Genomic DNA, 26,375 nt, shown 5'->3' with positions numbered 1-26,375 from the left:
CCTGATTTTGCAACGCGCCCAATGTCTGATCTTTTGCCAACCGGATCCCCGCGATGGACCTGATCGCCCCCTACCTGCCGCCCGATGTCACGCTCGCCGTCGCGCTCGCGCTCATGGCGACGAGCTTTATCGCCAGCTTCATCACCATCTCTCTCGGCATCGGCGGCGGAGGGTTGATGCTGGCGGTCATGGCCTCGCTGCTGCCGCCACTGGCTCTGGTGCCGGTGCATGGCGTGGTGCAATTCGGCTCGAACGCAGGGCGCACGGCGATGATGGCCCGCTACATCCGCTGGAGCGCGGTCTGGGGCTTCGGCGCCGGGATCATCCTTGGCATCGCCATCGGCGCGTCCCTTGTGATCTCCATCCCGCCCTCTGTCGTGCTGATCGGCGTCGGGCTGTTCCTGATCTGGACGGTGCTGGCCAGGCCCCCGGCATGGATGCGCGACTGGCCGCTGGTGACCGGCACCGTCACCAGCATCCTGTCGATGGTCTTTGGCGCCTCAGGCCCCTTCGTGAACACCTACGTCAAATCGCTCGACATGGATCGCCACAGCCATGTGGCGACCGCTGCATCGCTGCTGACGCTGCAACACCTGCTCAAATCGGTGGCCTTCGGCGTGCTCGGCTTCGCCTATGCCGTCTGGGCCCCGCTCATCGCTGCCCTGATCCTGTGCGGGCTGGCCGGAACCTGGACCGGCAAGCGGGTGCTCAACCGCCTGACCGATGCCCGCTTCAAACAGGCGCTGGACATCATCCTGTTCCTGCTGGCGCTGCAGCTGATCTGGTCGGGGATCGAGCCCCTGCTCTGATCAGCCCAGATGCTGCGCCAGAAACGCCGCCGTCCGCTCATGCGCCAGCTCCGCCGCCCCGGCGACATACGAGGCTGGCCGCGCGTCATTGGCAAAGGCGTGACCGGCCTCATACAGATGCATCCCGAACCCCGGCATCGCCGCCCGCACCTGCGCCAGCACCTCGGGCGGGGTGTGGTCGTCGCTCAGGCCGAAATGCCCCTGCATCGGCTTGACCAGCGGTTTGTCCAGATACCGCGGCAGGCTTGTGCCATAGAAGGACACGCCGCAGGCAATATCCAGCACCTGCGCCGCCCGCAGCGCCAACCCGCCGCCCCAGCAAAACCCCATCACCGCCACCGGACCGCCCAGCGCCGCCACCGCCGCCGCCACATCGCGCATCGTCGCTTCCAGATCCGAGGCCAGCATCAGCGCGCGCCCGCGCGCGCCCTGATCGAACGGAATCACCGCGTCGCGCTCCTGCCGGTCGAACAACGCCGGAATCGCCACCTCGATCCCCTGCGCCGCATACTGCCGCGCGACGCCCTTGAGCTGATCGGTAACGCCAAAGATCTCCTGCAAGATCACCAGCCCGCCCCGCCGCACCCCCTGCGCCGGTTCCATCCAGCACGCAAAGCTGTGCCCGTCCGTTGCCGTCACTGTCTTGAACATGGCCCGCTCCCTTGCGCTTATGGCCCCCATATGTCGTGGGAAACTGGACAAGCGCAACGATTTCCGACTAACTCGCCCGACACGCCGAGCCCCACCGGCCCGCAAGCCGAACGCTCTGCAACCCCAGGGAGGACACCATGAATTTCACCAAAACTCTCGCCCTTGCGGCACTGGCGACCGCGCTCGCCGTCCCCGCCACGGCGCAGCAACGCGTCTCCATCGGCACCGGCGGCACCGGCGGGCTGTTCTACGTGCTGGGCGCCGGCATGGCAGACCTGATCACCGAGCACATGCCCGACACCACCGCCCGCGCCGAAGTCACCGGCGCTTCGGTCGAGAACATCCGCCGCACCGCCGCTGGTGAGATGGAGATGGGCTTCTCGTCGTCCTCGACGCTGTACGAGGCCGCCAACGGCATCGGCGCGTTCGAGGGCGATCCGCAGGATGTCGCCTCGATGGCGTATCTCTACCCCGCCGTGCTGCAGATCGCGACCACGGCGCAGACCGGCATCACCTCGCTTTCGGATCTCGCCGGGCACCCGGTCAGCATGGGCCCTCCGGGGTCGAACGCAGCCGTTCTGGCCATGCGCCTGCTCGAAGCCTACGGCGTCTTTGATGCCAACAATGCACAGTTCCTGTCCTACAGCGAGGGCGTCGATGCGCTGACCAATGGCACCGTGGATGCGGCTGTCGTGCTGGCCGGTGCGCCGGTCGCGGCGCTGATCGACCTTGATGCGCGCGCCGATATGGTGCTGCTCAGCGTCGATGCCGCCACCGTTGCGGGCATGCTCGAAGAGTTCCCTTTCTACCAGCTTTACGACATCCCTGCCGGCACCTACCCGGATGTGACGCAGGACATCACCGTGATCAACGACCCGGCGACGATCTTCACCCGCACCGACGCCGACCCGGCGCTGGTTGAGGGCATGACCGCCGCCATCTTCGATCACCTCGACCAGCTGATCCAGGTCCACGGCATCGCCCGCCGGATCAACAACACCGACGCGCTGAACGTGCCGATCCCGATGCACCCGGGCGCGGCTGCTTATTTCGACGCCCAGTAAACGGAACGGAATGATGATCAACGACTGGATCTCGGCGCTCAGACTTGAAGCGCCACACCGCTCGACCGCCGAGACCACGCTGATCTCTCTCATGGTCGCCACCCTTGCGGTGGCGGCCACGACACTGGTGATTTACGGCGCGTATTTCGGCCTGATCACCGCGCTCGTTCTGCGGGCGATGTTCTTCTCGCTGATCGCGGCGGGGGGCCTGCTGGTGGTGGGGCTCAAAAGCAAATGGCTCTGGCTGCGCGCCCTCAGCTACGCGTTGGCGCCGCTGGCCTTGCTGCCGGGCCTGCATATCCAGGACAGCTACATGGCCATCGTCATGCGCGGCGGCATGGCGCAATCCATTGATATGTGGATCTTCGCCGGGCTGATGGCCGCGCTGGTCCTTCTGGTCATTCGCAGCGTCGGCTGGGCGCTGCTGGTTCTGGTCGTGCTGGCTGTCGGCTATGCCATGCTGGGCCACCTGATCCCCGGCGAATACGGCCATCGCGGCTATACCCTGCGCCGCCTTGCCTCGATGCTGATGCTCTCGACCGAAGGCATTTACGGCGTCCCGATGGGCGTGGCCGTGCAGTATATCTTCCTCTTCGCCCTGCTCGGCAATCTGCTGATGAAGATCGGCACCGGCGAGGTTTTCGTCGATCTCGCGCGCGGCCTCACCGGGCGGATGCGCGGCGGGCCGGGCCTGACGGCGGCGCTGTCCTCGACCATGCTGGGCACGATCAACGGCTCGGCTGTGGCCAATGTGGTGACCACCGGCACCTTCACCATCCCGCTCATGAAACGCGCAGGCTATTCGGCCAATCTGGCCGGCGCGATCGAGGCTGCGGCGTCATCCGCCGGGCAGATCCTGCCCCCGGTGATGGGCGCTGCCGCCTTCCTGATGGCCGAGATCATCGGCGTTCCCTATGCCACCATCGCGCTGGCCGCGCTGATCCCCGGTCTGCTCTATGTGCTGGCGCTGATGATCGCCGTCTGGCTGGAAGCAGGCCGTCTGAACCTTGCGCGCGACACCTCCGCCGGTCTGCATCTGCTCAAGGACGTGCTGATCCGGCGCGGCTATCTGCTGCTGCCGCTGCTGGGCCTGATCGGGTTTCTGGCGATGGGCTACACCCCCACCCGCGCCGCCGTGATGTGCATGGTCGTCGCGCTGGTGATCTCGCCGTGGCGGGCCGAGACGCGGGTCGGCCTCGTCGCCCTCGCCCTCGTCTGCCGTGACACGCTGATGGCCACGCTGCCCATCGTCGTTGCCGTTGCCGCCGCCGGGGTGGTGATCGGCGTGCTCAACCTGACCGGGTTGGCGCTGATGCTCTCGGGCCTGATCGTCGATGTCGCCGGGGGCAGCCTGTTTGGCCTGCTGGCGCTCACCGCCTTGGTGTCGTTCTTTCTGGGCATGGGCCTGCCGACCTCGGCGGCGTATTTGTTGCTCGCCGTGCTGGTCGCCCCCGCGCTGACCCGCATGGGGATGGAGCCCATAGTCGCCCATATGTTCATCTTCTATTACGGGCTGGTCTCCGCGATCACGCCGCCGGTCGCGCTGGCCGCCTATGCGGCGGCGTCGATCTCGGGCGGGGATGCCAACAAGACCGCCGTGGAAGCCGTGCGTCTGGGCTTTGTGAAACTGCTGGTGCCCTTCCTCTTTGCCACCATGCCGGGCCTGTTGATGGTCGGCACCGCGACCGAGATCACCCTCTCTGCCGCTATGGCCGCCGTCGGCGTCAGCGGTTTGACGCTGGCTTTTGGCGGCTGGTTTCTGGCGACGCTGTCGGGGGTCGAGCGGCTGGGGCTGGCTGTCGGCTCGGCGCTGGTCATCTGGCCCAGTCCGGTCACGGACAGCGAACCGCAGATCATCGCCGCCCGCCTTGTCGGGCTGGCGCTGGTCGGCGTGCTGATCTTCCGCCAGACCCGCAAACCGGCGTAGGCGCAAGAAACCCGGCCTTGGGACAAAGCCTAAGGCCGGGTTAATGCGACGGGTCAAGCCGTTGTTATCTCACGAACCGCAGGTCTGTCCCATCGTGGGACATCCCTTAGTAGGGCAGCCCGACATAGTTCTCGGCCAGCGAGGTCATGGCAGCCTCGGACGAGAACAGATATTCCATATCCGTCCCCTGCAGCTTCTGATCATAGGGCAGATTGTCGGGGAAGGTGTGCAGGATCGAGGTCATCCACCAGCTGAACCGCTGCGCCTTCCAGACCCGCGCCAGCGCCTTTTGCGAATAGCTGTCCAGCCCGCTGTCATCGCCGTTCTGATAATGGGCGACCAGACCGTGATACAGATAATAGATATCCGACGCAGCCGAATTCAGCCCCTTCGCCCCGGTCGGCGGCACGATATGCGCAGCATCCCCGGCCAGAAACAGGTTCCCCCAGCGCATCGGCTCGGCCACATAGGACCGCAGCGGCGCGATCGACTTCTCGATCGACGGCCCCGTCTCCAGCCGCGCCGCCACATCCTCGGGCAGGCGCTTTTTCAGCTCATCCCAGAACGCTTCGTCCGACCAATCCTCGACACTGTCGGTCAGCGGCACCTGAATGTAATACCGGCTCAGCACCTGAGAGCGCAGCGAACACAGCGCAAACCCGCGGTCATGCTTGGCATAGATCAGTTCCGGGTTCACCGGCTTGGTGCGGCTCAGCACACCCAGCCAGCCGAAGGGATAGACCTTCTCATACTCTGTCAGCACATCCGCCGGGATCGCCTTGCGGCTCGGCCCGTGGTACCCGTCCGCACCCACCACATAATCGCAGTCCACCCGGACCTCTTCGCCGTTCAGCGTATAGGTCACATAGGGCTTGGTGTCGGTGTTCAGATCATGCAGCGCCACGTCCTCGACGTTGTGGATGACCACCCCGCCCAGCTTTTCGCGCGCCTCGTACAGATCCCGCGTCACCTCGGTCTGCCCGTAGACCATCACGGTCGAGCCGCCGGTGTATTTCTCCAGATCCACGTGCCGCATGACGCCGTTATCCGACAGCTCGAACCCCTCGTGGATCTCGCCCTCGCGGTCCATCCGCTCGCCGCACTGCGCCTCGCGCATCAGTTCGGTAAAGCCCTGCTCCAGCACGCCCGCCCGGATCCGGCCCAGCACGTAGTCGCGGCTTTGGCGCTCCAGCACGACGGTGTCGATGCCCTTGAGATGCAAAAGCTGGCTCAACAGCAGCCCCGACGGCCCGCCGCCAATGATACAGACTTGGGTTTTCATGGTGATCTCCTCCGCATGAGGCCCCCGACTCCGGGAACCGCTTGCCGATCAGATTAGGCACATGCGCGATATTTGAAATGGCTTGGGCGAGCCAAAACTTGTACAAATCGCGCATGACCCGCGCCCCTGCCCCCCGATCCCCAACTTCAACCTCTTTGGCGAGGCCGACGACCTGCCCGACGTGGTGCATTGCGAAACCATCGGCATCCGCTCGCGCCTGCACGACTGGGAACTCAGCGTGCACCGCCATGCCCGCCTGCACCAGTTGCTGTTGTTGCAAAGCGGTGGCGGCACGGCCACGCTGGATGGCCAGCGCCACGCGCTGCCGCCCGGCTCGCTGGTCAATGTGCCGGTCGGCGTGGTGCACGGGTTTTCCTTTACACCCGAAACCCATGGCTTTGTCGTCACCTTCGCCGCCGAGATGCTGGACCAGAGCCTGCAAACCGGCGAAGGCCTGCGTGAAATCCTCGCAAAACCGGCGATCCTGACGGTTCAGGCCGACATCCCCCCCACCATGGCCGCGATCTTCAGCGCCTATGACGGGCGCGATTTTGCCCGCGCGCAGATCCTGCGGTCGCTGGCGGGGTTGCTGCTGGGCCAGACCGCCCGCGCGCTGGCTCAGCGGGGCACGGTGGCCGGTCCCAACGCCAGCCCGGCATTGCTCGCCCGGTTCGAATCGCTGATCGACGCGCAGTATCTGCGGCACTGGGGCGTGGCCGACTATGCCAAGGCGCTGTCCGTCAGCGCCGCCCACCTGTCGCGCGTCACCCGCGCGGCCACCGGCCGCCCGGCCTCGGTCCTGATCGAGGATCGCCTGATCCGCGAGGCCCGCCGCAACCTCGTGTACACGAACTTGCCCGTATCGCGCATCGCCTACGCGCTGGGATACGAAGACCCGGCCTATTTCACCCGCGTCTTCACCCGTGCCACCGGCCTCTCGCCGCGCGCCTTTCGTCGACGCCTCGAAGACACCGCCTGAGCGCCCGATCATCTGTCCCTAAATATCCTCGGGGGTGAATTCGGCGTCAGCCGAAGAGGGGGGCGGAAGGCCCCCTGCTCTACCGCTTGTGGTCGCCCGCCGCCTGCGCGATCCTGCGCGCCATGACCACCCGCTCTGAACGCCTCCTTGCCGTGCTGCAGATCCTGCGCCGCCATCGCCGTCCGCTGGCGGCAACGCGCATCGCCGAGGAAACCGGCACCTCGCTGCGCACCGTCTACCGCGATATCGACGCCTTGCGGGCACAGGGCGCGGTGATCGAGGGCGAGGCCGGGGTCGGTTATGTCCTGCGCCCCGGTTTCCTGCTGCCGCCGCTGATGTTCTCGCGCGATGAGCTGGAAGCGCTGGTGCTGGGCGCGCGGCTGGTTGCCGGGCGCGGCGACCCGGCACTGGCCGGGGCGGCGAGCGAGGCTCTGGCGCGCATCGGTGCGGTGCTGCCCGAGGATCTGCGGCTCTTCGTCGACACCTCGCCCTTGCTGGTGCCGCGCGCGCCGAGTGTATCGGCCCCCTTCATGCCCGCGCTGCGCGGTGCGATCCGGGACGAGCGCAAGGCCGAGATCCTCTACCGCGACAAGGCCGACACGCAAAGCCAGCGCGTGATCTGGCCTTTTGCCATGGGGTTCTTCGACACAACTCAGGTCATCGTTGCCTGGTGCGAGCTGCGCCAGTCCGTGCGCCATTTCCGCAATGACCGCATCGCCGCCTGCACCGTCAGCGACCAGCGCTATCCGGTGCGCCGCTTGCGGCTGCTGCGCGACTGGCGTGATGCGGAAAAGGTGCGGCTGGCGGGGGATGCTGACATGGTTTGACACTGGCCTGCGCGACAAGGGGTCATCGAAACCCTGGAGATACCCCATGCAACGCAGCTCAATGTTCATCCTTTATGTCAGCAACCCATCGGCCAGCGCCCGTTTCTATGCCGGGGCACTGGGCGCGCCGGTGATCCATGACGCGCCCGATTTCGCGCTGCTGGTTCTGGGCAACGGCGTCCAGCTGGGGCTGTGGCGGACCCGTGAAGTCACCCCGGCGGCGGACGCTGTCACCCCGGCCTCGTCCGAGCTGGCGGTGACGCTGCCCGATGCCGGTGCGCTGCAGGCGCTGCACGACCGGCTCAAGGCCGAGGGCGTCACCATCCTGCAGCCCGTCACCCAGCTCGACTTTGGTCTGAACTTCACCGCTGCCGATCCCGATGGCCACCGCCTGCGCCCCTATGTCCCGAGCCCGCGATGAGCGCGCGCTGCTGGATCGCCGTCGCCTCGGCCGACCATGTCCGGATCGGGCGCGCGGGCGGGTTCATGCAGGTCAACCACGGGAAGGCGGCGCCGCTGCGCCGCCTGACCCCGGGCGACCGCGTGGTCTATTATTCGCCGCATGAACAGATCCGCGCCGGGGCGCCGGTTCAGGCCTTCACCGCGCTGGGGGTGGTGGCCGAGGGCGCGCCCTATGTCGGGGTGATGAGCGGCGATTTTCAGCCGTTCCGCCGCGACGTGCACTGGCACGCGACCCGCGATGCGCCGATCCGGCCCCTGCTGGCGCATCTGTCCTTTGGCGGTCCGACCTGGGGCGCGCGGTTCCGGTACGGGCTGTTCGAGATCCCCGCCTCGGACATGGACCTGATCGAAGAGGCGATGTGCGCGGTCTCAAGCTGACGGCGCGGCAGGGCGCTATCGCGGCTCTTGCCAGACGCAGGGCCAGGCCCGATGATTTCGCGCACGAGGGAGGGACGTTCACCATGAAGACCATGACACTCACTTTGGCCGCCGCATTGACCCTTTGCGGCAGCGCCGCGCTGGCCGACCCGGCCGAGGGCCGCTGGGCCACGCAACCCGATGACAACGGCAATTCCGGCATCATCACCATCTCGATGTGTGGTGACCGGCTGTGCGGCACGCTGACCGAGTCGCGCAATGCCAGCGGCGAGGCCTTTGCCTCGGCCAATGCCGGACGCCAGATCGTCTGGGACATGGAGCCGCGCGGCAATGGCGAATACCGCGATGGGCAGATCTATGCGCCCGACCGCGACCAGACCTACCGCGCCCGGATGGATCTGGCGGGCAGCCAGCTGACCGTGGCGGGCTGCGTGCTGTTCATCTGCCGCGACCAGATCTGGACGCGCGCCGACTGAGCTTTGCGCAGGTTCCGGGTCGCGGGCAGCGGCCCGGAACCCGCACAAGGGACGCGGGCAGTCTGACGCCCTGATCACCTTTGGGGGTTTGAATGTCCGGTCCCGACTGGCTGCGGCTGATTGTCCTGTCCGTCCTGTGGGGCGGGTCGTTTTTCTTTGTCGGTGTCACCGTGCCGGTCCTGCCGCCACTGACCATCGTGCTGGCACGTGTGGGGCTGGCGGCGCTGGTGCTGGCGGGGGTCTTGCCGCTGATCCGGGTGCCGTGGCCCAAAGGTTGGCGGGTCTGGGCGGCGCTGGCGGTGATGGGGTTTTTCAACAACGTCGTGCCCTTCACCCTGTTCGTCGTGGCGCAGGGGCAGATTTCCAGCGGGCTGGCCTCGATCCTGAACGCCACGACTCCGCTCTGGGGCGTGGTCGTCGCGCATCTGGCGACGCGGGACGAGCGGTTGAGCTGGCCCAAGGCGCTGGGCGTGCTGGCGGGGTTTGCCGGTGTGGCGGTGATGATGGGCGGGGCCTGGGGCTCGGGCACCGTGCTGGCGCAGGCGGCCTGTCTGGGCGCTGCGCTGAGCTATGCGCTGGCCGGGGTCTGGGGGCGGCGGTTTCGCGGCATGCCGCCACTGAGCGCGGCTTTCGGGCAGGTCAGTTGTGCGGCGCTGATGCTGCTGCCGGTGGTGCTGGTGGTGGATCAACCGTGGACCCTGCCGATGCCCGGCTGGCCGGTTCTGGCGGCGCTGGTGGGGCTGGCGGTGCTGTCGACGGCCTTGGCCTATCAGCTTTACTTCGGCCTGATCGCCAGCGCCGGGGCGGTGAATGCGTTTCTGGTGACCTTCCTCATTCCGGTCAGTGCGATTGCTTTGGGCGTGTTGGTTCTGGGCGAGACATTGCTGGCCCGTCAGGTTGCGGGCATGGCGCTGATCGCGCTGGGACTGGCGGTGATCGACGGGCGGATCTGGCGGCGGTTGCGCGGGTAAGGGCGGGGGGCTGCGCGCCCCCGCACCCCTGCGCCAAAGGGGGCACGCCCCCTTTGGAAACCCCGTGGATATTTAGGGACAGATGATGGGCGCGCGGTTTACCACGCGCCGTGTTTGTCCAGATCGGCACGCAGTTCGGTGGCGAAATCCAGCGCCTTGGCTTTGGGTTTGGTGAGCAGCGAGACCAGCACGAACAGCACAAGGCATGCGCCGCCGACACTGAGCGCCAGCACCGGATTGAACACGCTCACGCCCTGGATCATTGCCATCCACACCGCCAGCGCCGCACCGCCGAGGATCGACGCCAGCGCCCCCGCCGCTGTTGCCCGGCGCCAGAAGAAGGCGCCGATGATCGCCGGGACGGTGACCATCAGACCGGCAGCAGACAAGGCGGCCAACTGGTCGACGATCTGCACCTTCTGCAGCGCGAAGAGGCTGGCGAAGAGAATGACAAAGATCACCACGATGCGCCCGGTCAGGATCTGCGCCTTGGGCTGGGCGTCGGTCATCAGATCGCGCGCGACCATGGCCGCCAGCGTCAGAGCGATGCTGTCGAGGGTCGAGACGGCGGCGGCGAGGATGCCGAGGATCAAGAGCACGGCAACCGGTGCCGGGATCGCGCCCGAGATCAGCAGTGCGGGCGTGGCGGTTGCGGTGTTCTCGAGCCCCGGTGCCAGTTGCAGCGCGGCAAAGCCCCAGATCACGGCGATCAGGGTGAAGATCAGACCGAAGCCCAGCACCCAGAAGATCATCCGCTTCATCGACGCCATATCGCGCAGGATGAACAGCCGCTGACTGACCTGCGGGTTGGAGATGGCGAAGAAGAACCACGGCAGCGACAGGGCGACGAAGGTGTTGAGGCTCCACAGGCCCGGACCGGGGACGCTGAGCCGCTCGCTTTGCGTTTCCATCGAGACGCGGGCGAATTCACCCCAGCCGCCGATGGCCGCCACGGCGAAGCCGATTGCCAGCGCGGCCGAGACCAGCATCACCACTGCCTGCACCGCATCCGTCCAGGCGACCGAGCGCAGACCGGCGAACAGGGTCCAGATCGCCGCCAGCAGCGCGCCGGTGGCCACGGCCTGAAAGAGCGAAATCTCGCCGCCGGTGACCCCCGACAGCAGCAACCCGATGCCGGCCATCTGCGTCGTGCAATAGGGCATCAGGAAGATCAGCCCGACCAGCGCCGCCGCCCGCGCGACCCAGACCGACCCGTAGCGTGCGCCGAGCATTTCAGCGGGCGAGATGAAGCCCCAGCGCTTGGCGGCCAGCCAGAAACGGGGGGCGAAGATGACCAGCAGGCCGAGACCGGCGAAATAGATCAGCTCGAACCCCAGCGCGCCAATGCCGCCGCGATAGGTGAGGCCGGTCAGCACGACCAGCATGAAGGCGGAATAGGTGGTGGCCGCATAGCTGAGCCCGGCAACGAGGCCGCCAAAGCTGCGGCCGCCGAGGTAGTAATCCTCGGCCGTGCCGGTGTTTTCGCGCGTGGCGCGCCAGGCAAGGCCGAGCCCGAAGACGGCGAACGCGGCAATCGCGGCCCAGAGTGTGAGAGGTGACAGCATCATTCGTCCTTCCAGCCTTTGACACCCGCGGCGATCAGCACCACCACGGCCAGACCAAAGCCGCCCCAGAAAAGCGTGGTGAACCAGCCCCGGTGACCGGCAAGCAGGCCGTAGGGGACAAACCCCCCGGCCACGACCAGAATGGCCAGGGCGGCCAGCCAGGGACCGAAGTTGCGACCAGTGTTCATCGTTCCACTCTCCTTGCCCGTCTTTCGGGATGGGGTGGTTTAGGAGGGCGCGGAAAGCCGTGCAAGCAGTAAACGGCTTTCTCTTTGAATTTGCTTGGTTTTTGACTATACGGTCAAGCAATTGTCCCGGCAGTCAGGGTTTGCATCCGGCGCGGCGCGGCGCTAAACCGACGCCCGAGCAACCCCGGAGCGAGCCCATGATCCTTTACCCTGCCATCGACCTGAAAGACGGCCAATGCGTGCGCCTGTACAAAGGCGCGATGGAGCAGGCGACCGTGTTCAACGACGATCCGGCGGCGCAGGCCAAGGCCTTTGCCGATCAGGGGGCCGAGTGGATCCATCTGGTTGACCTCAATGGTGCTTTCGCCGGTAAACCGGTCAATGCGGGCGCGGTGGAGAGCATCCTCCAGACGGTCAGCGTACCCTGCCAGCTGGGCGGCGGCATCCGCGATATGGCAACGATCGAAGCGTGGCTGAGCAAGGGCCTGCGCCGGGTCATTCTGGGCACGGTGGCGGTGGAAAACCCGGCGCTGGTGCGCGAGGCGGCACGGGCGTTCCCGGGTCAGGTGGCCGTAGGCATCGACGCGCGCAAGGGGCGGGTGGCGACCAAGGGCTGGGCGGAAGAGACCGACGTGATGGTGACCGATCTTGCCCGCGCCTTCGAGGATGCCGGGGTGGCCGCGATCATCTACACCGACATCGACCGCGACGGCGCGATGCAGGGGCCGAATGTCGAGGCGACGGCAGCGCTGGCGCGGGCGACCTCGATCCCGGTGATCGCGTCGGGTGGGGTGTCGTCGCTGGCCGACCTGATCGCGCTGCGCGACAGCGGTGCGCCGCTGGATGGGGCGATCTCGGGGCGGGCGCTCTATGATGGCAAGCTGGATCTGGCCGAGGCGCTGGCGACGTTGAAGGCATAAGCGGGCGGTTTCGCCCTCGGCCGAGACGGCTGCCGCCGCCGCGCCCTCGGGCGACCCGGCGCGCCGCTGGCGCGGCGCGCAAGAAGGGGTCCTCGGACCCCCTCTTCGGCTGACGCCGAATTCACCCCCGAGGATATTTAGGGACAGAAAATGGCCCGGCACCCGCGCTTGCCCTTGCGGGGTGGGCCGCTTAGGTAAGGGCGAAACCTGATGCGACGGAGACCCAGCATGCCCGATTTCGACTATGATCTTTTCGTCATCGGCGGTGGCTCGGGCGGGGTGCGCGCGGCGCGGATTGCGTCGAGCGATCACGGCGCAAAGGTTGCGATGGCCGAAGAGTTCCGCATGGGTGGCACCTGTGTGATCCGGGGCTGTGTGCCCAAGAAGCTGATGGTGTTCGCCGCCGGGCATGGGGCCTCGATCGACGAGGGCGCGGCTTACGGTTGGCAGGTTGAAAAGGGCCGGTTTGACTGGACCAGGTTCCGGCACCGGCTGGATGCCGAGCTGAACCGGTTGGAGAGCATCTACACCCGCAACGCCGAAACTGCGGGCGTGACGATCTACCACCAGCGCGCCACCGTGGCCGATCCGCATACTGTCGTGCTGGCCGATGGGCGGCGGGTGACCACCAAGCACATCCTGATCGCCACCGGCGGCACGCCGTTCATTCCCGAGCCGTATCGCGGTGTCGGCGCGATGACGTCGAACGAGATTTTCCTGATGGACCGCCTGCCCGCCTCGGTGCTGGTGCTGGGCGGCGGGTTCATTGCCTGCGAGATGGCGGGCATCCTGCAAGGGCTGGGGTCCAGCGTCACGCAGATGTACCGCGGACAGCAAGTTCTGCGCGGGTTTGACGCCGATCTGCAGGACCATGTCGCCGCCGCGCTGACCCAGCAGGGCATCGCGCTGGAAGTGAACACCGACTTGACCGCGCTGGAGAAACTGGACGATGGCCGGTTCCGCGCCTGCGACACGCAGGGTCGCGAGCGGATCTTTGAAGCCGTGCTCTTTGCCACCGGTCGGGTGCCCAATACGCAGGGGCTGGGGCTGGAAGAGGCGGGTGTCGTGCTGGACAAGGGCGCGGTGACGGTAGATGACTGGTCCCAGACCAACGTGCCGTCGATCTTTGCCGTGGGTGATGTCACCAACCGCATCCAGCTGACGCCGGTCGCCATCCGTGAAGGCCACGCCTTTGCCGATACCGTCTTTGGCGGCACCCCCGTCAAGGTGGACCACACCAACGTCCCCAGCGCCGTTTTCACCCGGCCCGAGGCAGGCACGGTGGGGCTGAGCGAAGACGAGGCGCGCGCGCAGGGCGAGATCGAGGTCTATCTCGCCAGCTTCCGGCCCATGCAGACCGCCTTCATCGGCACCGACACCAAGGCGCTGTTCAAGCTGGTCGTCGACAAGGCCTCGCGCCGGGTTCTGGGTTGTCACATCGTCGCACCCGGCGCCGGTGAGTTGATCCAGATTGCCGCCGTCGCGGTCAAGATGGGCGCGACAAAAGACGATTTCGACGCCACAATGGCCGTTCATCCGACGATGAGCGAAGAACTGGTGTTGATGCGCAAGCCGACTCGTTGACTGGTCCCGCGCCGCTTGCGCGGGTACTATGACAGTCAGCCGCAGGGAACCGGGGGCGATTGCGCTTGAATCCGCGCCCTTAGTGCCCAATTGAGTCGGTGATACCGAGATGATGACAGACCTGAACCAAGGAGAGGCCATGTCAGGCAACAGTGGAGGCCCGTGGGGCGGCGGCGGTGGAAACCGTGGCAGCTCGGGTGGGGGGAACCGACCCAACGGCGGCGGCAATGATCCCCAACGCCCGCAGATCCCCGAAATCGAGGATTTGGTGAAAAAGGGCCAGCAACGGCTGAAAGTCCTGATGGGCGGTAACGGCGGTGGCAGCAGCAATGGATCGGGCGGCGGGCGTGGCCCGGGCGGCCCGGGCCTGTCAGGGCGGGGTATCGCGCTGGGTGCTCTGGCACTGGCCGCGCTGTGGCTTTACGTCTCGGTCTATTCCGTGCGCCCGGAAGAGCGCTCGGTCGAGTTGCTGTTCGGGCAGGAATACAGCACCGGCACGTCGGGTCTGAACTTTGCGCCCTGGCCGTTCATTTCGGCCGAGATCGTGCAGGTCACGACCGAACGGGTGACCGAAGTCGGCACCGGACGCTCGGCGCTGGATACCGGCCTGATGCTGACCCGCGACGAAGCCGTGGTCGATATCGAATTCCAGGTCGTCTGGAACGTACGCGATCCCAGCAACTATCTGTTCAATCTGGCGGATCCGTCCAACACCGTCCGTGCTGTCGCGGAATCGGCGATGCGCGACATCATTGCGCGCTCGGAACTGTCGCCCATCCTCAACCGCGATCGCGGCACCATTGCAGCCGAATTGCTGCAGGCCGTGCAGGGCGTGCTCGACACCTATCAGTCGGGCATCAACGTGATCCGTATCAACTTTGACCGCGCCGATCCGCCGCGTGAAGTCATCGACAGCTTCCGTGAAGTGCAGGCCGCGCGCCAGGAACGTGACCGGCTTGAGCGGCAGGCCGATGCCTATGCCAACCGCGTCGTCGCTGGCGCACGCGGTGAAGCGGCACAGGTGTTGGAAGAAGCCGAGGCCTACCGCGCCGAGGTGGTCAACAACGCCGAAGGTGAAGCGAGCCGCTTCCTGGCCGTGTGGGAAGAGTACCGCAACGCCCCCGAAGTGACCCGCGAGCGGATGTATCTGGAAACCATGGAGCGTGTGCTCGGTGGCATGAACCTGACGATCCTCGACAATGTCGGCGGCTCTGACGGACAGGGCGTCGTGCCCTATCTGCCGCTCGACATGGTGCGCAATGCACCCTCTGGCACCTCCAGCCGCACCACGAACCAGGGGAGCAACTGATGAAACGTCTCACGCTGTTTATCCCCGTTTTGGTGATTGCCGTCGCTCTGGCGCTGTCGTCCGTGTTCATCGTTGATGAGCGCGAAAACGTGCTGGTGCTGCAGTTCGGTCAGGTCAAACAGGTCCGCACCGAACCCGGTCTCTATTTCCGCATCCCGCTGATCCAGGAAGTCGTGCGCTATGACGCGCGTATTCTGGGCCTGCAAACCCAACCGCTGGAAGTGACGCCCGCCGATGACCGCCGACTGGTCGTCGACGCCTTCCTGCGCTGGCGCATCTCGGACGTGCAACGCTTCCGTCAGGCCGTCGGCGTGGAAGGCGTGCGTGCGGCTCAGGGGCGCATCGAGCGGATCCTGAACGCGGCCATCCGCGAGGTTCTGGGGTCGGTGCCGTCCAATGCGGTGCTGTCCGAGGATCGTACGGGGCTGATGAACCAGATCCGTGATCAGGCCCGGCAAGAAGCGCTGGCGCTGGGTGTGGATGTGGTTGACGTGCGTCTGACGCGCACCGATCTGCCCGAGCAGAACCTTGCCGCCACCTATGCCCGGATGCGGGCTGAACGGGAACGCGAGGCCGCTGACGAGATCGCGCGCGGCAACGAAGCCGCGCAGCGGGTGCGTGCCCTTTCCGACCGTACCGTGGTCGAACTGGTGTCGAGCGCCCGTCGCGACAGCGAGATCGTGCGCGGTGAAGCAGACGCGGCGCGGAACCGGATCTATGCCGACGCTTTCGGCCGGGACCCTGAGTTCTTCTCGTTCTCGCGGTCGCTTACCTCGTATGAGCGCGCTTTGACGGGCGATAATTCCTCGATGGTGCTGAGCCCGGACAGCGACTTCTTCCGCTTCCTGCGGCAGATCGACCCTACGGGGACGGGCGCGCAGATCACCGCTGACAATGCGGAGGATGCCGCCGCGGCAGAGCAAGCAGCGCCGGCGCCTGCGGCGGAAGCCGCTCCGGCTCCTGCGGCGGACGCCGCTCCGGCGGCTCCGGCACCGGCTGAAACGCCCGCCGAGGAACCCGCAGCCGCTCCGGCAAACTGACCTTCCTGCGCCCCCGCTTCGGGGGCGCAGCCTTATTGGACCCCCGCATGACCCCCGCCGACATCGACCACCCGCTGCTGGAGCCGGACGAGCGCCTGCTCGTCACCTTCGCCCCGGACCGCAACCGCTATTGGCGCGATCACGGCATCATGGCGGTCGGATTGATGGCGCTGGCAGGTGGTGTGCTGTGGCTGATCGGCTCGCCTTACCCCGCCATCGGCTCGCTGGGCGCTGTTCTGGCTGTCGCGGTGCGCGGGCTGTATCTGGCGGGCGAGACCTTCAAGATGCGCTGGCTGCTGACCGACCGGCGGCTCATTCTGGCCGGTGGCGTCAGCTCGGTGACTTTGCTTGAAATCGACAAGGCGCGGCCCCTGTTGGGCGATGTGCAGCTGATCACCAGATCGGGCGACAAACATCTGCTCAAGTTTCTGGCCGATGAGACCGAGGTGATCACCAAGATCATCAACGCCCGCGATGCCCGCGCCAGAAGCCGCGCGTCGTGAACCGCGCAAAGGGGACCGTCTAGGGGACAAAAGCGTACCGGCGCAGCATGGACCCTGTGACGCCGGGGCGCTGCCATGCCACAACCCGCAGTCACGCCGCCCGCTTGACTGCCCCGCTGCTGGTGGTGCTGGCCAGCCCCCGCGCCGAGGCCTTGCTTTCGGCTGATCCGACACGCGCTTGAGCAGTAGCGCCCCGGCCCATCCGGCGTTATAAGCCCGCCCGAACCCGGTGGCCTCAGGGCCGCCCGGACGGCAAGCAAGGCGGCGCGCATGATCCTTCACTTTTCCAACGCTCGGCTGATCGACCCCGAGGCGGGCACCGATGCCTCAGGCTCGCTGACCGTCGAGAATGGCCGCATAACCGCGCTGAACGCGCCCGCCCCCCAAGGGGCCGAGGTGATCGACGCGCGCGGCAAATGTCTGGCGCCGGGGATCGTCGATTGGGGTGTGCATGTCGGTGAACCGGGCGCGCGCCACAAGGAAAGCTACCGCTCGGCGGGTCAGGCCGCGGCGGCGGGCGGGGTGACCACGTTCATCACCCGCCCCGACACCACCCCGGCCACCGACACGCCCGAATCGCTCGATTTCCTCAGCCGCCGCGCCAGCATCGAGGCTCCGGTCAACGTGCGCCACATGGCCGCCCTGACCCGGGGCCGCGAGGGGCGCGAGATGGCCGAGATCGGCTTCCTGATGGACGCCGGCGCCATCGCTTTTTCGGACGTCGAGCACGTCACCCGCGACACCAAGGTGCTGTCGCGCTGCCTGACCTATGCGCGGTCCCTGGGCGCGCTGGTTGTGTGCCATCCGCAAGACCCGGGGCTGAGCGCCGGAGCCGCCGTGACCTCGGGCAAGTTCGCGTCGCTGCGCGGGCTGCCGGGCGTCTCGCCGATGGCCGAACGCATGGGTTTTGACCGCGACATGGCCTTGGTCGAGATGACCGGCGTGCGCTATCACGCCGACCAAATCACCTGCGCGCGCACCCTGCCCGCGCTGGAACGCGCCAAGAAGAACGGGCTGGATGTGACGGCGGGGATCTCGATCCACCATCTGACGCTGAACGAATTCGATGTCGGCGATTACCGGTCGTTCTTCAAACTGACCCCGCCCCTGCGGGCCGAGGAGGACCGGCTGGCGATGATCGAGGCCGTCGCTGACGGGCTGATCGACGTGATCTGCTCGATGCACACCCCGCAGGACGAGGAATCCAAGCGCCTGCCCTATGAAGAGGCCGCCCCCGGCGCGGTGGGTCTGGAAACCCTGCTTCCCGCAGCGCTCAGGCTCTATCACAACGACCAGCTCACCCTGCCCCAGCTCTGGCGCGCATTGTCGCTGAACCCGGCGCGCAGGCTGGGTCTGGACGCCGGGCGGCTGAGCGCGGGCGCGCCTGCCGATCTGGTGCTGTTTGACGCCCATGCGCCGTTCGTGCTGGACCGGTTCCTGCTGCGCTCCAAGTCCAAGAACTCGCCCTTTGACGGGGCACGGCTGCAGGGTAAGGTTCTGGCAACCTATGTCGCCGGGAAACCGGTTTTCAAGCGCGAGGCTGCCTGATGCTCCCCGAAATGACCACCGCGCCGCTGTTGCTGATCGCCATCGCGATCGGATCGTACCTGCTGGGCTCGATCCCGTTCGGCGTGGTGATTACCAAGGCGATGGGGCTGGGCGACGTGCGCGCCATCGGGTCGGGCAACATCGGCGCGACCAATGTGCTGCGCACCGGCAACAAAGCGGCGGCACTGGCGACGCTGCTGCTGGACGCCGGCAAAGGCGCGGTCGCGGTGCTGATCGCCCGGGCTGTGGCGGGCGAGGATGCCGCACAGGTGGCGGCGCTGATGTCGTTTCTGGGGCATCTGTTCCCGGTCTGGCTGGGGTTCAAAGGCGGCAAAGGGGTGGCGACCTTCCTCGGCACGCTGCTGGCGCTGGCCTGGCCCATCGGTCTGGCCTGCTGCGCCACATGGCTGGTGATGCTGGCGGTGACGCGGATTTCCTCGGCCTCGGCGCTGGTCGCCTCGGCCATCGCGGCGCTCTATCTGTGGCTCTGGGGCCCGCAGAGCCTGATCGCGCTGGCAGTGGTGCTGGCGGCGCTGGTCTGGGTGCGGCACGCGGCGAATATCGCGCGGCTGGTGAGCGGGACGGAACCGAAGGTCGGACGCAAGAAGCCCTGAGGCTGGGACTGCGGGGGGCTGCCGCCCCGCGATTACTGTTAGTGCCGGGGGGCTGCCGCCCCCGGGCCCCCTGCTTCAAGGAGGGTACACGTACCCTCCTTGAAAATCCTCCCGTGGATATTTTTGGACAGATGATGACGCGCGTTCAGCTGCAGATGCCGCGGCGTTGCAGGCCATCCCAGGGGAGCCAGACCGGGACATCGGGCATCGCGCCCGGCTCCATCACCTGCCCCAGCAGAGCGCGCAGACGGGCGGTGCGGGCACCGTCGGGATCGAGGGTTTCGCAGCAGACGTATTCCTCGACGAGGCTGGCTTGCTGCTCGTAGCCGAAGTCGAGGAAGCGGGCGTTGTCAGCGGGGTCAAAGAGATAGGGGTCAGCGCCGCCGGTGTGTTCGGCCCCGACGCGCAGGGGCGAATAGCCGGTGCGCTCGCGGTTCTGCCATTGCCAGACATGGGTCAGTTCATGCACCAGATACATTGCTGCACCAAGGGTCATCGTCCCGTCGGGGCGGCGGGCGAAATCGGGTTGCAGGACATCGGGGCGAACATGGATCGTCTCGAAGACCACCACCCCCGCCGCACGGCCGTATTCCACCGCTGCGGTGGGCGGCGGCAGGATGCGCTCGCGGCAGGTGGTGCGCGGGCGGGTGGCGAAGGCGTGGCGGCGCATGCCGACAAAGCCGTTGCGGTAGAAGCGCACGGCGGCGGGGTCGAGCGTGTCGCCAAAGAGGCGGTGGGCCAGATCGGTCTCGGGCGCGGTCAGGGGACGACCGCAGGCGGCCAGCAACACAAAGAGGGCGAAGAGGATGCGCATGGGGATTATCCCATGGCCCAAGCCCTTGGCCGTCAAGACGATCTCGCGCGCCATCCTCTTCAACATCTGGCGTTCATAGACGCCCGGCGCAACCCGCATCATCAGGGCCGACAGCGCGGCGACGCGGCCGACGGGGATGAAACTGCGCCCGTGGTCAAGGCCTTTGAGGATGACCGCCGCCGCCTGATCCGGGGTCATCGCGTCGATCCCGTCCGTCGCCGCCCCCGGTCGCCCGATGCCGCTGACGGCGTATTCTGCACCGGGATTGGTGGCCACGAAGGACGGTGCGGCAAGCGCGACGCGGACGCCGTGCGGCGCTTCCTCGCCCCTGAGCGAGGTGAAGAACCCGGTCATCGCGTGTTTCGACGCGGCATAGGCGGTGCGGTGTTTGAGCGGCGCGAACCCGGCGACCGAGGTGATCGCCAGATGCGTGCCGCGCGCGGCGCGCAGGTCGGGGAGCAACGCCGCGGCGAGGTTGACCGCGCCCCAATAGTTGATCTCGAACGCCCGGCGATGCGCCGCCGGGTCCATCGCGGCAAAGGGGGCGATCAGCGTGACGCCCGCATTATAGACCGCCAGATCCAGCGACGGGCGCACCGCCCGAAGCCCGGCAACGGTGGCCGCCACCTGTTCGGGGTCGGTCACGTCACAGGCATGCAGGCTCTGCTGCGCCCCCTCTTTGAGCGCGCCGAACCCGCCCGGCAGATCGAGCAAGGCGCAGAACCAGCCGCGCGCCTGCAGCCCTGCAGCCAGCGCCCGGCCCAGACCGCCGCCGCCGCCGGTGATCACCGCCGTTCTCATGGCCGCGCCCATGCTTGCCAGAGCGCGAAGACCTGCGCCGAGGTCAGTTCGGGCGTATAGCCAAAGCGCTCTTTCAGCGCGCTGTTATCCAGCACGGGCCGGTATTGCAGGAACCGCACCTGCTCGGGCCCATACCGCGACAGCCCGAGGGGCTTTGCCACCCCCAGAGCGACCTTAAGCACCCACGCTGGCAGCACCAGCAAGGGCTTGCCCATCGCCGCTGCCAGATCCTGCACGCTCATCGCCCCGTCCCCGGCCACGTTGAACACCCCCGCCGGGCCCGCCGTCGTCGCGCGGATCAGGATACGCGCCAGATCTTGCGTCCAGATGAACACGAACGGACTGTCCGCGCCCGCCACCGCCAGCACCCGCTTGCGCCGGAACAGCGCGGTGATCTGGTTCTCGACCCCCTCGCCCAGCACGGTGCCGATGCGCAGCACCACCTGCTCCAGCGCAGGATGGTTAACGCGCGCCTCGGCCAGCATTTCCTCGACCTGACGCTTGTGGTCGGCATAGGCGAATTCGACGTTGCCGCGCAGCGGGTCCGTTTCGCGCAAGGGCACCGGGTTGTCGGCGTGGTAGCCATAGGCCGCACCCGACGAGGTCACCACCAGCCGCCGCACCCCCTGCGCCACACAGGCGTCCAGCACATTGCGCGTGCCCTGCACATCCACCCGCCATTCGAAAGCGCGCGTCGATCCCTTGGGCGGCGTGACGATCGAGGCCAGATGCACCACCACCTCGGGCCGGAACGCGGCGATCACGCGGGCCGGGTCATCGCCGGTCACATCCATCCGCTCATAGCCGGGGGCGACATCAGTCGCCAGCACCTCGTGCGCGCCCAGCCCGGCGATCAGCGCCCGACCGACATTGCCCGCCGCCCCGGTGATCAGGATGCGGGTCATAGCGGCCTGCGCGCCCAGGCCAGCGCCAGCGCCAGCCCGCTGATCGCGTGCCACAGGCCCCAGAAGGCGGCGACCACGGCCATGCCCCCCAACCCGCCGAAGAAGGCGAAGATCAGGATCAGCCCCAGACCCGAATTCTGAATCCCCGTCTCGATCGTGATCGCCCGCCGGTCCGCCGGGGCCACCCGCGCCAGCGTGGCAATGCCATAGCCCAAGCTCAGAGCCAGCGCGTTATGGGCGATGACCAGCCCGGCGACCAGCCCGGCGAGGGCGACGAAATAGGCCCAGTTCCCGGCCAGCGCAGCCAGAATGAAGGCCAGAAAGATCACCATCGACAGGATCTGCATCGGCTTGCGGAGACGCGCGGCCAACGCCGGTTTATAGCCATTCAGCAGCATCCCCAGCGCCAGCGGCAGCACCAGAAGGAACAGCACCGTCACCGCCACCTGCACGGGATCAATCGTCGTCGCGTGCAGGATCTCGCGCGTCGGCGCATAAAGCCCGCCCCACAGCGCGATGTTCAGCGGCGTCAGCACAATCGCCCCCAGCGTGGCAATCGCCGTCAGGCTGACCGAGAGTGCGGCATTGCCCCCGGCCCTATGCGTCAGAAAATTCGAGATATTCCCGCCCGGACAGGCCGCAACCACGATCAGCCCCAAGGCAATCGACGGGCGCGGCTGCATGACCAGCACCAAGAGATAGGTCGCCGCCGGCAGCGCCACGAACTGCGACAGGAACCCCGCGATCACCGGGCGCGGCGCGGCCGCCAGCGCGCGGAATTGCGCGGGCCGAAGGTCCAGCGCGATGGCGAACATCACCACGGCAAGGATTGCGTTCAGCAGCGTCAGGGACGCGGGGCTGAAGTTCAGCATGACGTCGTCGATCTGATCCATCTCAGCCCCCCAAGGCCGTAATATGCTTGGCCAGCGCCGCCCGGTATGTGTCGCGCTCGACGTAATAGGCCATGCGCGGCAGGTCGATATAGGTCATCCCGCCGGTCAGCCGGCCAAAGCCCGCCGCCTTCTGGGCCTTGATCGCCTGCGCCGCCGGATCGCCGGCGCGGAGGCCCTTGAGGTAACGCACCACCATCTCGGCCTGCTCGTGCCGCCCCTGCCAACCCAGACCCGTCGCCTCGATCATGCCCATCACGAAAAGGTCGTCGCGCTCAGGGTGCAGGCAGTTCAGGTACAGATGCGGCGCGGCCCCCTGCCAGTTGAGCAAGGCACGGTCGATGAACGGGTAATGCAGCAGATAGCCGGTCGCGGCGATGATCAGATCGTAGTCGTCGCTGGTGCCATCGGTGAAGACCACCCGCTTGCCCTCAAGGCGCGCAATATCGGGACGCACGCGGATATCCCCATGCCCCGCATGGAAGATCGCCAGCGAATTCACCACCGGATGGCTTTCATACAGCTTGTGATCCGGTGCCGGGAACCCCACACGTTGCGGATCGCCGGTAAACCAGCGCAGGATCATCCCGTCCACACGGCGCTTGAGCCACATCGGCAGCTTGATCGCCCCGCCGATGGTATCGGCCGGTTTGCCGAAAATGTATTTCGGTACAAAGTGATAGCCCCGCCGCAGCGACAGATCCGCCCCTTCGCCATGATGCGCCGCGTCGACGGCGATGTCGCAGCCCGAGTTGCCGCCGCCGATCACCAACACCCGCTTGCCGCGCATCTGGTCGGGGTGACGGTACTGCGCGGAATGGATCAGCTCCCCGGTAAACGCGCCGGGGAACGTCGGCATGTTCGGCTCGGACAGTGTGCCATTGGCGATCATCACGCCGCTGAATTCGCCCGCGTGCTCCTCACCCGCTTCACGCCACACAACCCGCCAATGCCCCGCACCCAACGGCTCACAGCGCTGCACCTCAGCCCCGAACCGAAAGTGCCGCCGCAGATCGAACCGGTCCGCAAAGGCGCGGAAATAGCCTTTCAGCACCGAATGCTTGGGATAATCCGCCACCCCCGCCTCCATGGGGAAATCGCGGAATTCGGTCTTGGTCTTCGAGGAAATCAGATGCGCCGACGCATACATCGTCGAGCGCGGCCCCTCGATGTCCCACAACCCCCCGACATCCGAATGCAACTCGAACCCCTGAAACGCGATCCCCTGCTCGACCAGCAGCTTGGCGCAGGCCAACCCCATCGGCCCCGCCCCGATCAACGCAATCGGTAAGTCACGCACAACACACCCTCCCTCACCTTGCCTCAAATACGCCCCGGGGGCGGCGCAACGCGCCGGCGGGGGTGGGACACCCCCGAGCGCGCCGAGGGGGCTCGATGCCCCCGAGGCGCGCCCCTCGCCGCCTAAAGCCGACCCGCCTCCAGCAACCGATGCAGAAACGCCTGCGTGCGCGGATGCTCGGGCGCGGCGAACAGCTGCTCGGGCGGCGCCTCCTCGATGATCCGGCCGCCGTCCAGAAAACACACCCGGTCCGCCAAGCCCCGCGCAAAGCCCATTTCATGCGTGACGATCACCATCGTCAAGCCGCGCGCTTTCAACCCGCGGATTGCCGCCATCACCTCGCCGACCAACTCGGGATCCAGCGCCGCCGTCACCTCGTCCAGCAGCAGCACATCCGGCTGCCCGGCCAGCGCCCGCGCCAGTGCCACGCGCTGTTGCTGCCCGCCTGACAGTTGCTCGGGATAGGCATAGGCGAAGCTCTCCATCCCCAGCAGCGCCAGCACCTCCAGCGCGCGCGCCTCGGCCGCTGCCCGTGCCAGACGCTGCACCTTGCGCGGCGCCAGCGTCACGTTGTCGATGACGCGCATATGCGGAAACAGGTTATAGCTTTGAAACACGATGCCGACCCGGCGTTGCAGCCCGGTCTTGCCAAAGGACGCATCGCTCACCGACACCCCGTCCAGCGCGATCTCGCCATAGTCCGGCTCGATCAGCCGGTTGATGCAGCGCAGCAGCGTCGATTTCCCGCTGCCCGAGGCGCCGATCAGGCAGACCACCTCGTGCCGCTCGACGTCCAGATCGACCCGGTCCAGAACCAGATGCGTGCCGAAATACTTGGTCAGCCCCCGTATGCGGATCATCGCCCTAACCCGCCATCTGCAAACGCTTCACCCGGTCGCGGTGGGTGATCCAGTCGGCCAGCCGGGCCATCGGGATGGTTGCCAGCAGAAACAACAGCGCCGCCACCACCAGCGCCGAGTAGTTGAACGTCGTCGCGGTATAGATCTGCGCCTCGCGCACCGCGTCGCGCACGCCGATGACCGACAGCAGCGCCACGTCTTTTTGCAGCGCCACGACGATGTTCATCAGCGACGGCATCGCGTTGCGCAGCGCCTGCGGCAGGATCGCGTAGACCATCACCTGCCACTCATTCAGCCCCAGCGCCCGCGCGGCGGCGCGCTGGCCTTCGTGCACGGCGTCGATCCCGGCGCGGTAGATCTCGCAGACATAGGCAGAATAGCTCAGCACCATCGCCACCCCGCCCCAGAACAGGCCAGAGCTGGGCAGGCCCGCAATGCGCAGCGCCGGGATGCCAAAGCCGAACAGGATGACCAAGAGCAGCGCCGGCAACCCGCGAAAGATGTCGATATAGAGCACCACCATCAGCCGGAACGGCGCGAACCACGGCCCGCGCAGGCTGCGGATCACCGCCAGCAGCAGCGCCCAGACGCCGATGCAGAGCATGGCGATCAGCCAGACCTGCATGTTGGTGAGGAACCCGTACGCCACGCGCGGCAGCGCGGCCAGCATATGGTCCAGGCTGAAAAACTGCCGCTGAATGCGCGGCCAGTTTTCGTTCTGCGAGATCAGCCAGGCCAGCCCGCCAAACACCAGCGCGATACTGCCCGCGCCAATCAGGCCGGGCACCAGCGCGGTGCGCCAGTCAAAACCCCGTCGCCGGGGCGGCGGCGGGGGCGTGTCGGGCTGTTTGGGGATCATTCGGTGATGATCGGCAGATCCGGGTCGGCGACCAGCCAGGTCTCGACCAGCTCTTGCACCGTGCCTGCCGCGATCAGGCTGCTCAGCGCGGCATCAACCCAAGGGATCAGCGGGCTGCCCTGCTCGAAGATCAGGCCATGCCCCTCATCCGCCGCATCGGGCGGCAGAATGGCGACGATGCTGGCCTCGGGGATCTGCACGGCGGTGGCGAACAGCGCGGTCGGCACAGCGGCGACGGTCGCGTCGATCTGCCCGGCCTGCATCGCCTGAAAAACGCCGACCTGATCGTCATAGACAGCGACATCCGCGACCCCCATCACGGTCTCCAGATAGGCCAGATCGGTTGTGCCGATCGCCGCGCCCCAGCGCGCGCTGCGCAGATCGTCAAAGGACGCAGCCCCGATCACCGGCGAGCCGGGCAGCGCGATGACTGCCTTGTCGGACTGGTAATAGACTTGGCTGAAGCCCATCACCTCGGCCCGTGCGGGCGTGACCGACACCTGATTGATGGCGAAATCGAAGGGCTTGTCACCCGGCGCGATGATCTGCTCGAAGGTCTGGCGCACCCATTGCACCTGATCCGCGGCAAAGCCCATCTCATCGGCCAGCGCATAGATCAGCGCGCTTTCAAAGCCTTCGCCGCTGGCCGGATCATCGTTCATCATCCAGGGCGGATAGACCGGGTCCGAGGTGCCAACGGTCAGCATGCCGGGATTGACAAGGCGTGCATCGTCGGGCGTGCCGGTGTCTTGCGCCTGCGCGGCAACGCCGACGGAAACGGCGGCCAGCGCGGCCAGAACGAAGGTGCGGAAGGGGTGAACTTTGTCGGGCATGGCGTCGCGTCTTTCC

The 26,375-nt window shown here is 66.9% G+C and carries 27 protein-coding genes; 16 read left to right on the top strand and 11 right to left on the bottom strand.

Translation table 11 applies throughout. The features are described 5' to 3' along the window. The first annotated feature begins 53 nt into the window (after positions 1–53). On the top strand, positions 54–809 hold the full coding sequence (locus tag OKW52_RS08095; protein ID WP_264505248.1) for a sulfite exporter TauE/SafE family protein: 756 nt from the start codon (positions 54–56) through the stop codon (positions 807–809). Here OKW52_RS08095 and OKW52_RS08090 read toward each other — a convergent pair whose 3' ends face one another. Then, the gene (locus tag OKW52_RS08090) at positions 810–1,460 is read right to left on the bottom strand and encodes a dienelactone hydrolase family protein (RefSeq protein WP_264505247.1); all 651 of its coding nucleotides are present in this window, start codon (positions 1,458–1,460) and stop codon (positions 810–812) included. A gap of 137 nt (positions 1,461–1,597) precedes the next feature. On the opposite strand from OKW52_RS08090, the gene OKW52_RS08085 reads away from it, so the two are divergent. Beyond that, the gene (locus OKW52_RS08085; protein ID WP_264505246.1) at positions 1,598–2,524 is read left to right on the top strand and encodes a TAXI family TRAP transporter solute-binding subunit; all 927 of its coding nucleotides are present in this window, start codon (positions 1,598–1,600) and stop codon (positions 2,522–2,524) included. A gap of 13 nt (positions 2,525–2,537) precedes the next feature. Then, complete coding sequence (locus OKW52_RS08080; protein WP_264505245.1) at positions 2,538–4,451, top strand: TRAP transporter permease; 1,914 nt, start codon at positions 2,538–2,540, stop codon at positions 4,449–4,451. A gap of 106 nt (positions 4,452–4,557) precedes the next feature. Here the strand turns inward: OKW52_RS08080 and pobA are convergent, their stop codons facing one another. After that, entirely contained in the window at positions 4,558–5,733 is a 1,176-nt protein-coding gene (pobA, locus tag OKW52_RS08075) for a 4-hydroxybenzoate 3-monooxygenase (RefSeq protein ID WP_264505244.1), read from the bottom strand. Between the two features lie 82 nt (positions 5,734–5,815). Between pobA and OKW52_RS08070 the strand changes: the two genes are divergently transcribed. From OKW52_RS08070 to OKW52_RS08045, 6 genes are all read left to right on the top strand, one after another. Continuing rightward, positions 5,816–6,712, top strand: a complete 897-nt coding sequence (locus OKW52_RS08070) for a helix-turn-helix domain-containing protein (protein WP_264505243.1) — start codon at positions 5,816–5,818, stop codon at positions 6,710–6,712. A 122-nt stretch (positions 6,713–6,834) separates the two neighbouring features. Then, positions 6,835–7,539 carry a helix-turn-helix transcriptional regulator gene (locus tag OKW52_RS08065; RefSeq protein WP_264505242.1) on the top strand — a complete coding sequence of 235 codons (705 nt, stop codon included), beginning with the start codon at positions 6,835–6,837 and terminating at the stop codon, positions 7,537–7,539. 46 nt (positions 7,540–7,585) lie between these two features. Continuing rightward, entirely contained in the window at positions 7,586–7,960 is a 375-nt protein-coding gene (locus OKW52_RS08060; RefSeq protein WP_264505241.1) for a VOC family protein, read from the top strand. Next, positions 7,957–8,379, top strand: coding sequence for an EVE domain-containing protein (locus tag OKW52_RS08055; RefSeq protein ID WP_264505240.1), 423 nt, complete (start codon positions 7,957–7,959; stop codon positions 8,377–8,379). Before OKW52_RS08060 ends, OKW52_RS08055 begins: the two co-directional genes overlap by 4 nt. An 83-nt stretch (positions 8,380–8,462) precedes the next feature. Continuing rightward, on the top strand, positions 8,463–8,855 hold the full coding sequence (locus tag OKW52_RS08050; protein WP_264505239.1) for a DUF2147 domain-containing protein: 393 nt from the start codon (positions 8,463–8,465) through the stop codon (positions 8,853–8,855). Between the two features lie 92 nt (positions 8,856–8,947). Then, on the top strand, positions 8,948–9,826 hold the full coding sequence (locus tag OKW52_RS08045) for a DMT family transporter (RefSeq protein ID WP_264505238.1): 879 nt from the start codon (positions 8,948–8,950) through the stop codon (positions 9,824–9,826). A 98-nt stretch (positions 9,827–9,924) separates the two neighbouring features. Here OKW52_RS08045 and OKW52_RS08040 read toward each other — a convergent pair whose 3' ends face one another. Both OKW52_RS08040 and OKW52_RS08035 read right to left on the bottom strand, forming a co-directional pair. Then, positions 9,925–11,391 carry a sodium:solute symporter family protein gene (locus OKW52_RS08040; RefSeq protein ID WP_264505237.1) on the bottom strand — a complete coding sequence of 489 codons (1,467 nt, stop codon included), beginning with the start codon at positions 11,389–11,391 and terminating at the stop codon, positions 9,925–9,927. Beyond that, on the bottom strand, positions 11,391–11,579 hold the full coding sequence (locus tag OKW52_RS08035) for a hypothetical protein (protein ID WP_127104721.1): 189 nt from the start codon (positions 11,577–11,579) through the stop codon (positions 11,391–11,393). The genes OKW52_RS08040 and OKW52_RS08035 overlap by 1 nt, the downstream gene beginning before the upstream one ends. A 197-nt stretch (positions 11,580–11,776) precedes the next feature. Here OKW52_RS08035 and hisA point away from each other — a divergent pair, with 197 nt between their 5' ends. The 7 genes from hisA to plsY all read left to right on the top strand — a co-directional run bounded on the left by hisA (position 11,777) and on the right by plsY (position 19,097). Then, positions 11,777–12,499, top strand: a complete 723-nt coding sequence (gene hisA, locus OKW52_RS08030) for a 1-(5-phosphoribosyl)-5-[(5-phosphoribosylamino)methylideneamino]imidazole-4-carboxamide isomerase (RefSeq protein ID WP_264505236.1) — start codon at positions 11,777–11,779, stop codon at positions 12,497–12,499. 228 nt (positions 12,500–12,727) lie between these two features. After that, complete coding sequence (gorA, locus tag OKW52_RS08025; protein ID WP_264505235.1) at positions 12,728–14,083, top strand: glutathione-disulfide reductase; 1,356 nt, start codon at positions 12,728–12,730, stop codon at positions 14,081–14,083. Between the two features lie 139 nt (positions 14,084–14,222). Then, positions 14,223–15,392 (top strand): FtsH protease activity modulator HflK, encoded by a 1,170-nt coding sequence (gene hflK / locus OKW52_RS08020; RefSeq protein ID WP_264505234.1) that lies wholly within the window; start codon positions 14,223–14,225, stop codon positions 15,390–15,392. Beyond that, entirely contained in the window at positions 15,392–16,432 is a 1,041-nt protein-coding gene (gene hflC / locus OKW52_RS08015; RefSeq protein ID WP_264505233.1) for a protease modulator HflC, read from the top strand. Before hflK ends, hflC begins: the two co-directional genes overlap by 1 nt. A 47-nt stretch (positions 16,433–16,479) precedes the next feature. Then, positions 16,480–16,935 (top strand): hypothetical protein, encoded by a 456-nt coding sequence (locus OKW52_RS08010; RefSeq protein ID WP_264505232.1) that lies wholly within the window; start codon positions 16,480–16,482, stop codon positions 16,933–16,935. Between the two features lie 270 nt (positions 16,936–17,205). Then, positions 17,206–18,483 carry a dihydroorotase gene (gene pyrC / locus OKW52_RS08005; protein WP_264505231.1) on the top strand — a complete coding sequence of 426 codons (1,278 nt, stop codon included), beginning with the start codon at positions 17,206–17,208 and terminating at the stop codon, positions 18,481–18,483. Beyond that, the gene (gene plsY / locus OKW52_RS08000; RefSeq protein WP_264505230.1) at positions 18,483–19,097 is read left to right on the top strand and encodes a glycerol-3-phosphate 1-O-acyltransferase PlsY; all 615 of its coding nucleotides are present in this window, start codon (positions 18,483–18,485) and stop codon (positions 19,095–19,097) included. Before pyrC ends, plsY begins: the two co-directional genes overlap by 1 nt. Positions 19,098–19,242: 145 nt before the next feature. Here plsY and OKW52_RS07995 read toward each other — a convergent pair whose 3' ends face one another. The 7 genes from OKW52_RS07995 to OKW52_RS07965 all read right to left on the bottom strand — a co-directional run bounded on the left by OKW52_RS07995 (position 19,243) and on the right by OKW52_RS07965 (position 26,359). Continuing rightward, positions 19,243–20,712 (bottom strand): SDR family NAD(P)-dependent oxidoreductase, encoded by a 1,470-nt coding sequence (locus OKW52_RS07995; protein ID WP_264505229.1) that lies wholly within the window; start codon positions 20,710–20,712, stop codon positions 19,243–19,245. After that, the gene (locus OKW52_RS07990; RefSeq protein ID WP_264505228.1) at positions 20,709–21,617 is read right to left on the bottom strand and encodes an SDR family oxidoreductase; all 909 of its coding nucleotides are present in this window, start codon (positions 21,615–21,617) and stop codon (positions 20,709–20,711) included. The genes OKW52_RS07995 and OKW52_RS07990 overlap by 4 nt, the downstream gene beginning before the upstream one ends. After that, positions 21,614–22,510 (bottom strand): bile acid:sodium symporter family protein, encoded by an 897-nt coding sequence (locus OKW52_RS07985; protein WP_264505227.1) that lies wholly within the window; start codon positions 22,508–22,510, stop codon positions 21,614–21,616. The genes OKW52_RS07990 and OKW52_RS07985 overlap by 4 nt, the downstream gene beginning before the upstream one ends. Before the next feature lies 1 nt (position 22,511). Further along, on the bottom strand, positions 22,512–23,807 hold the full coding sequence (locus OKW52_RS07980) for a flavin-containing monooxygenase (protein WP_264505226.1): 1,296 nt from the start codon (positions 23,805–23,807) through the stop codon (positions 22,512–22,514). A 122-nt stretch (positions 23,808–23,929) separates the two neighbouring features. Then, positions 23,930–24,667: an amino acid ABC transporter ATP-binding protein gene (locus OKW52_RS07975; RefSeq protein WP_264505225.1), complete on the bottom strand. Its 738-nt coding sequence runs from the start codon at positions 24,665–24,667 to the stop codon at positions 23,930–23,932. Between the two features lie 4 nt (positions 24,668–24,671). Continuing rightward, complete coding sequence (locus tag OKW52_RS07970; RefSeq protein ID WP_264505224.1) at positions 24,672–25,526, bottom strand: amino acid ABC transporter permease; 855 nt, start codon at positions 25,524–25,526, stop codon at positions 24,672–24,674. Beyond that, positions 25,523–26,359, bottom strand: a complete 837-nt coding sequence (locus OKW52_RS07965) for an ABC transporter substrate-binding protein (protein WP_264505223.1) — start codon at positions 26,357–26,359, stop codon at positions 25,523–25,525. The genes OKW52_RS07970 and OKW52_RS07965 overlap by 4 nt, the downstream gene beginning before the upstream one ends. Between the last annotated feature and the right edge of the window lie 16 nt (positions 26,360–26,375).

This window comes from Pararhodobacter zhoushanensis, from assembly GCF_025949695.1.
In the GTDB taxonomy this organism is placed as follows: domain Bacteria; phylum Pseudomonadota; class Alphaproteobacteria; order Rhodobacterales; family Rhodobacteraceae; genus Pararhodobacter; species Pararhodobacter zhoushanensis_A.
This window is presented reverse-complemented; position numbering and strand designations above follow the sequence as displayed.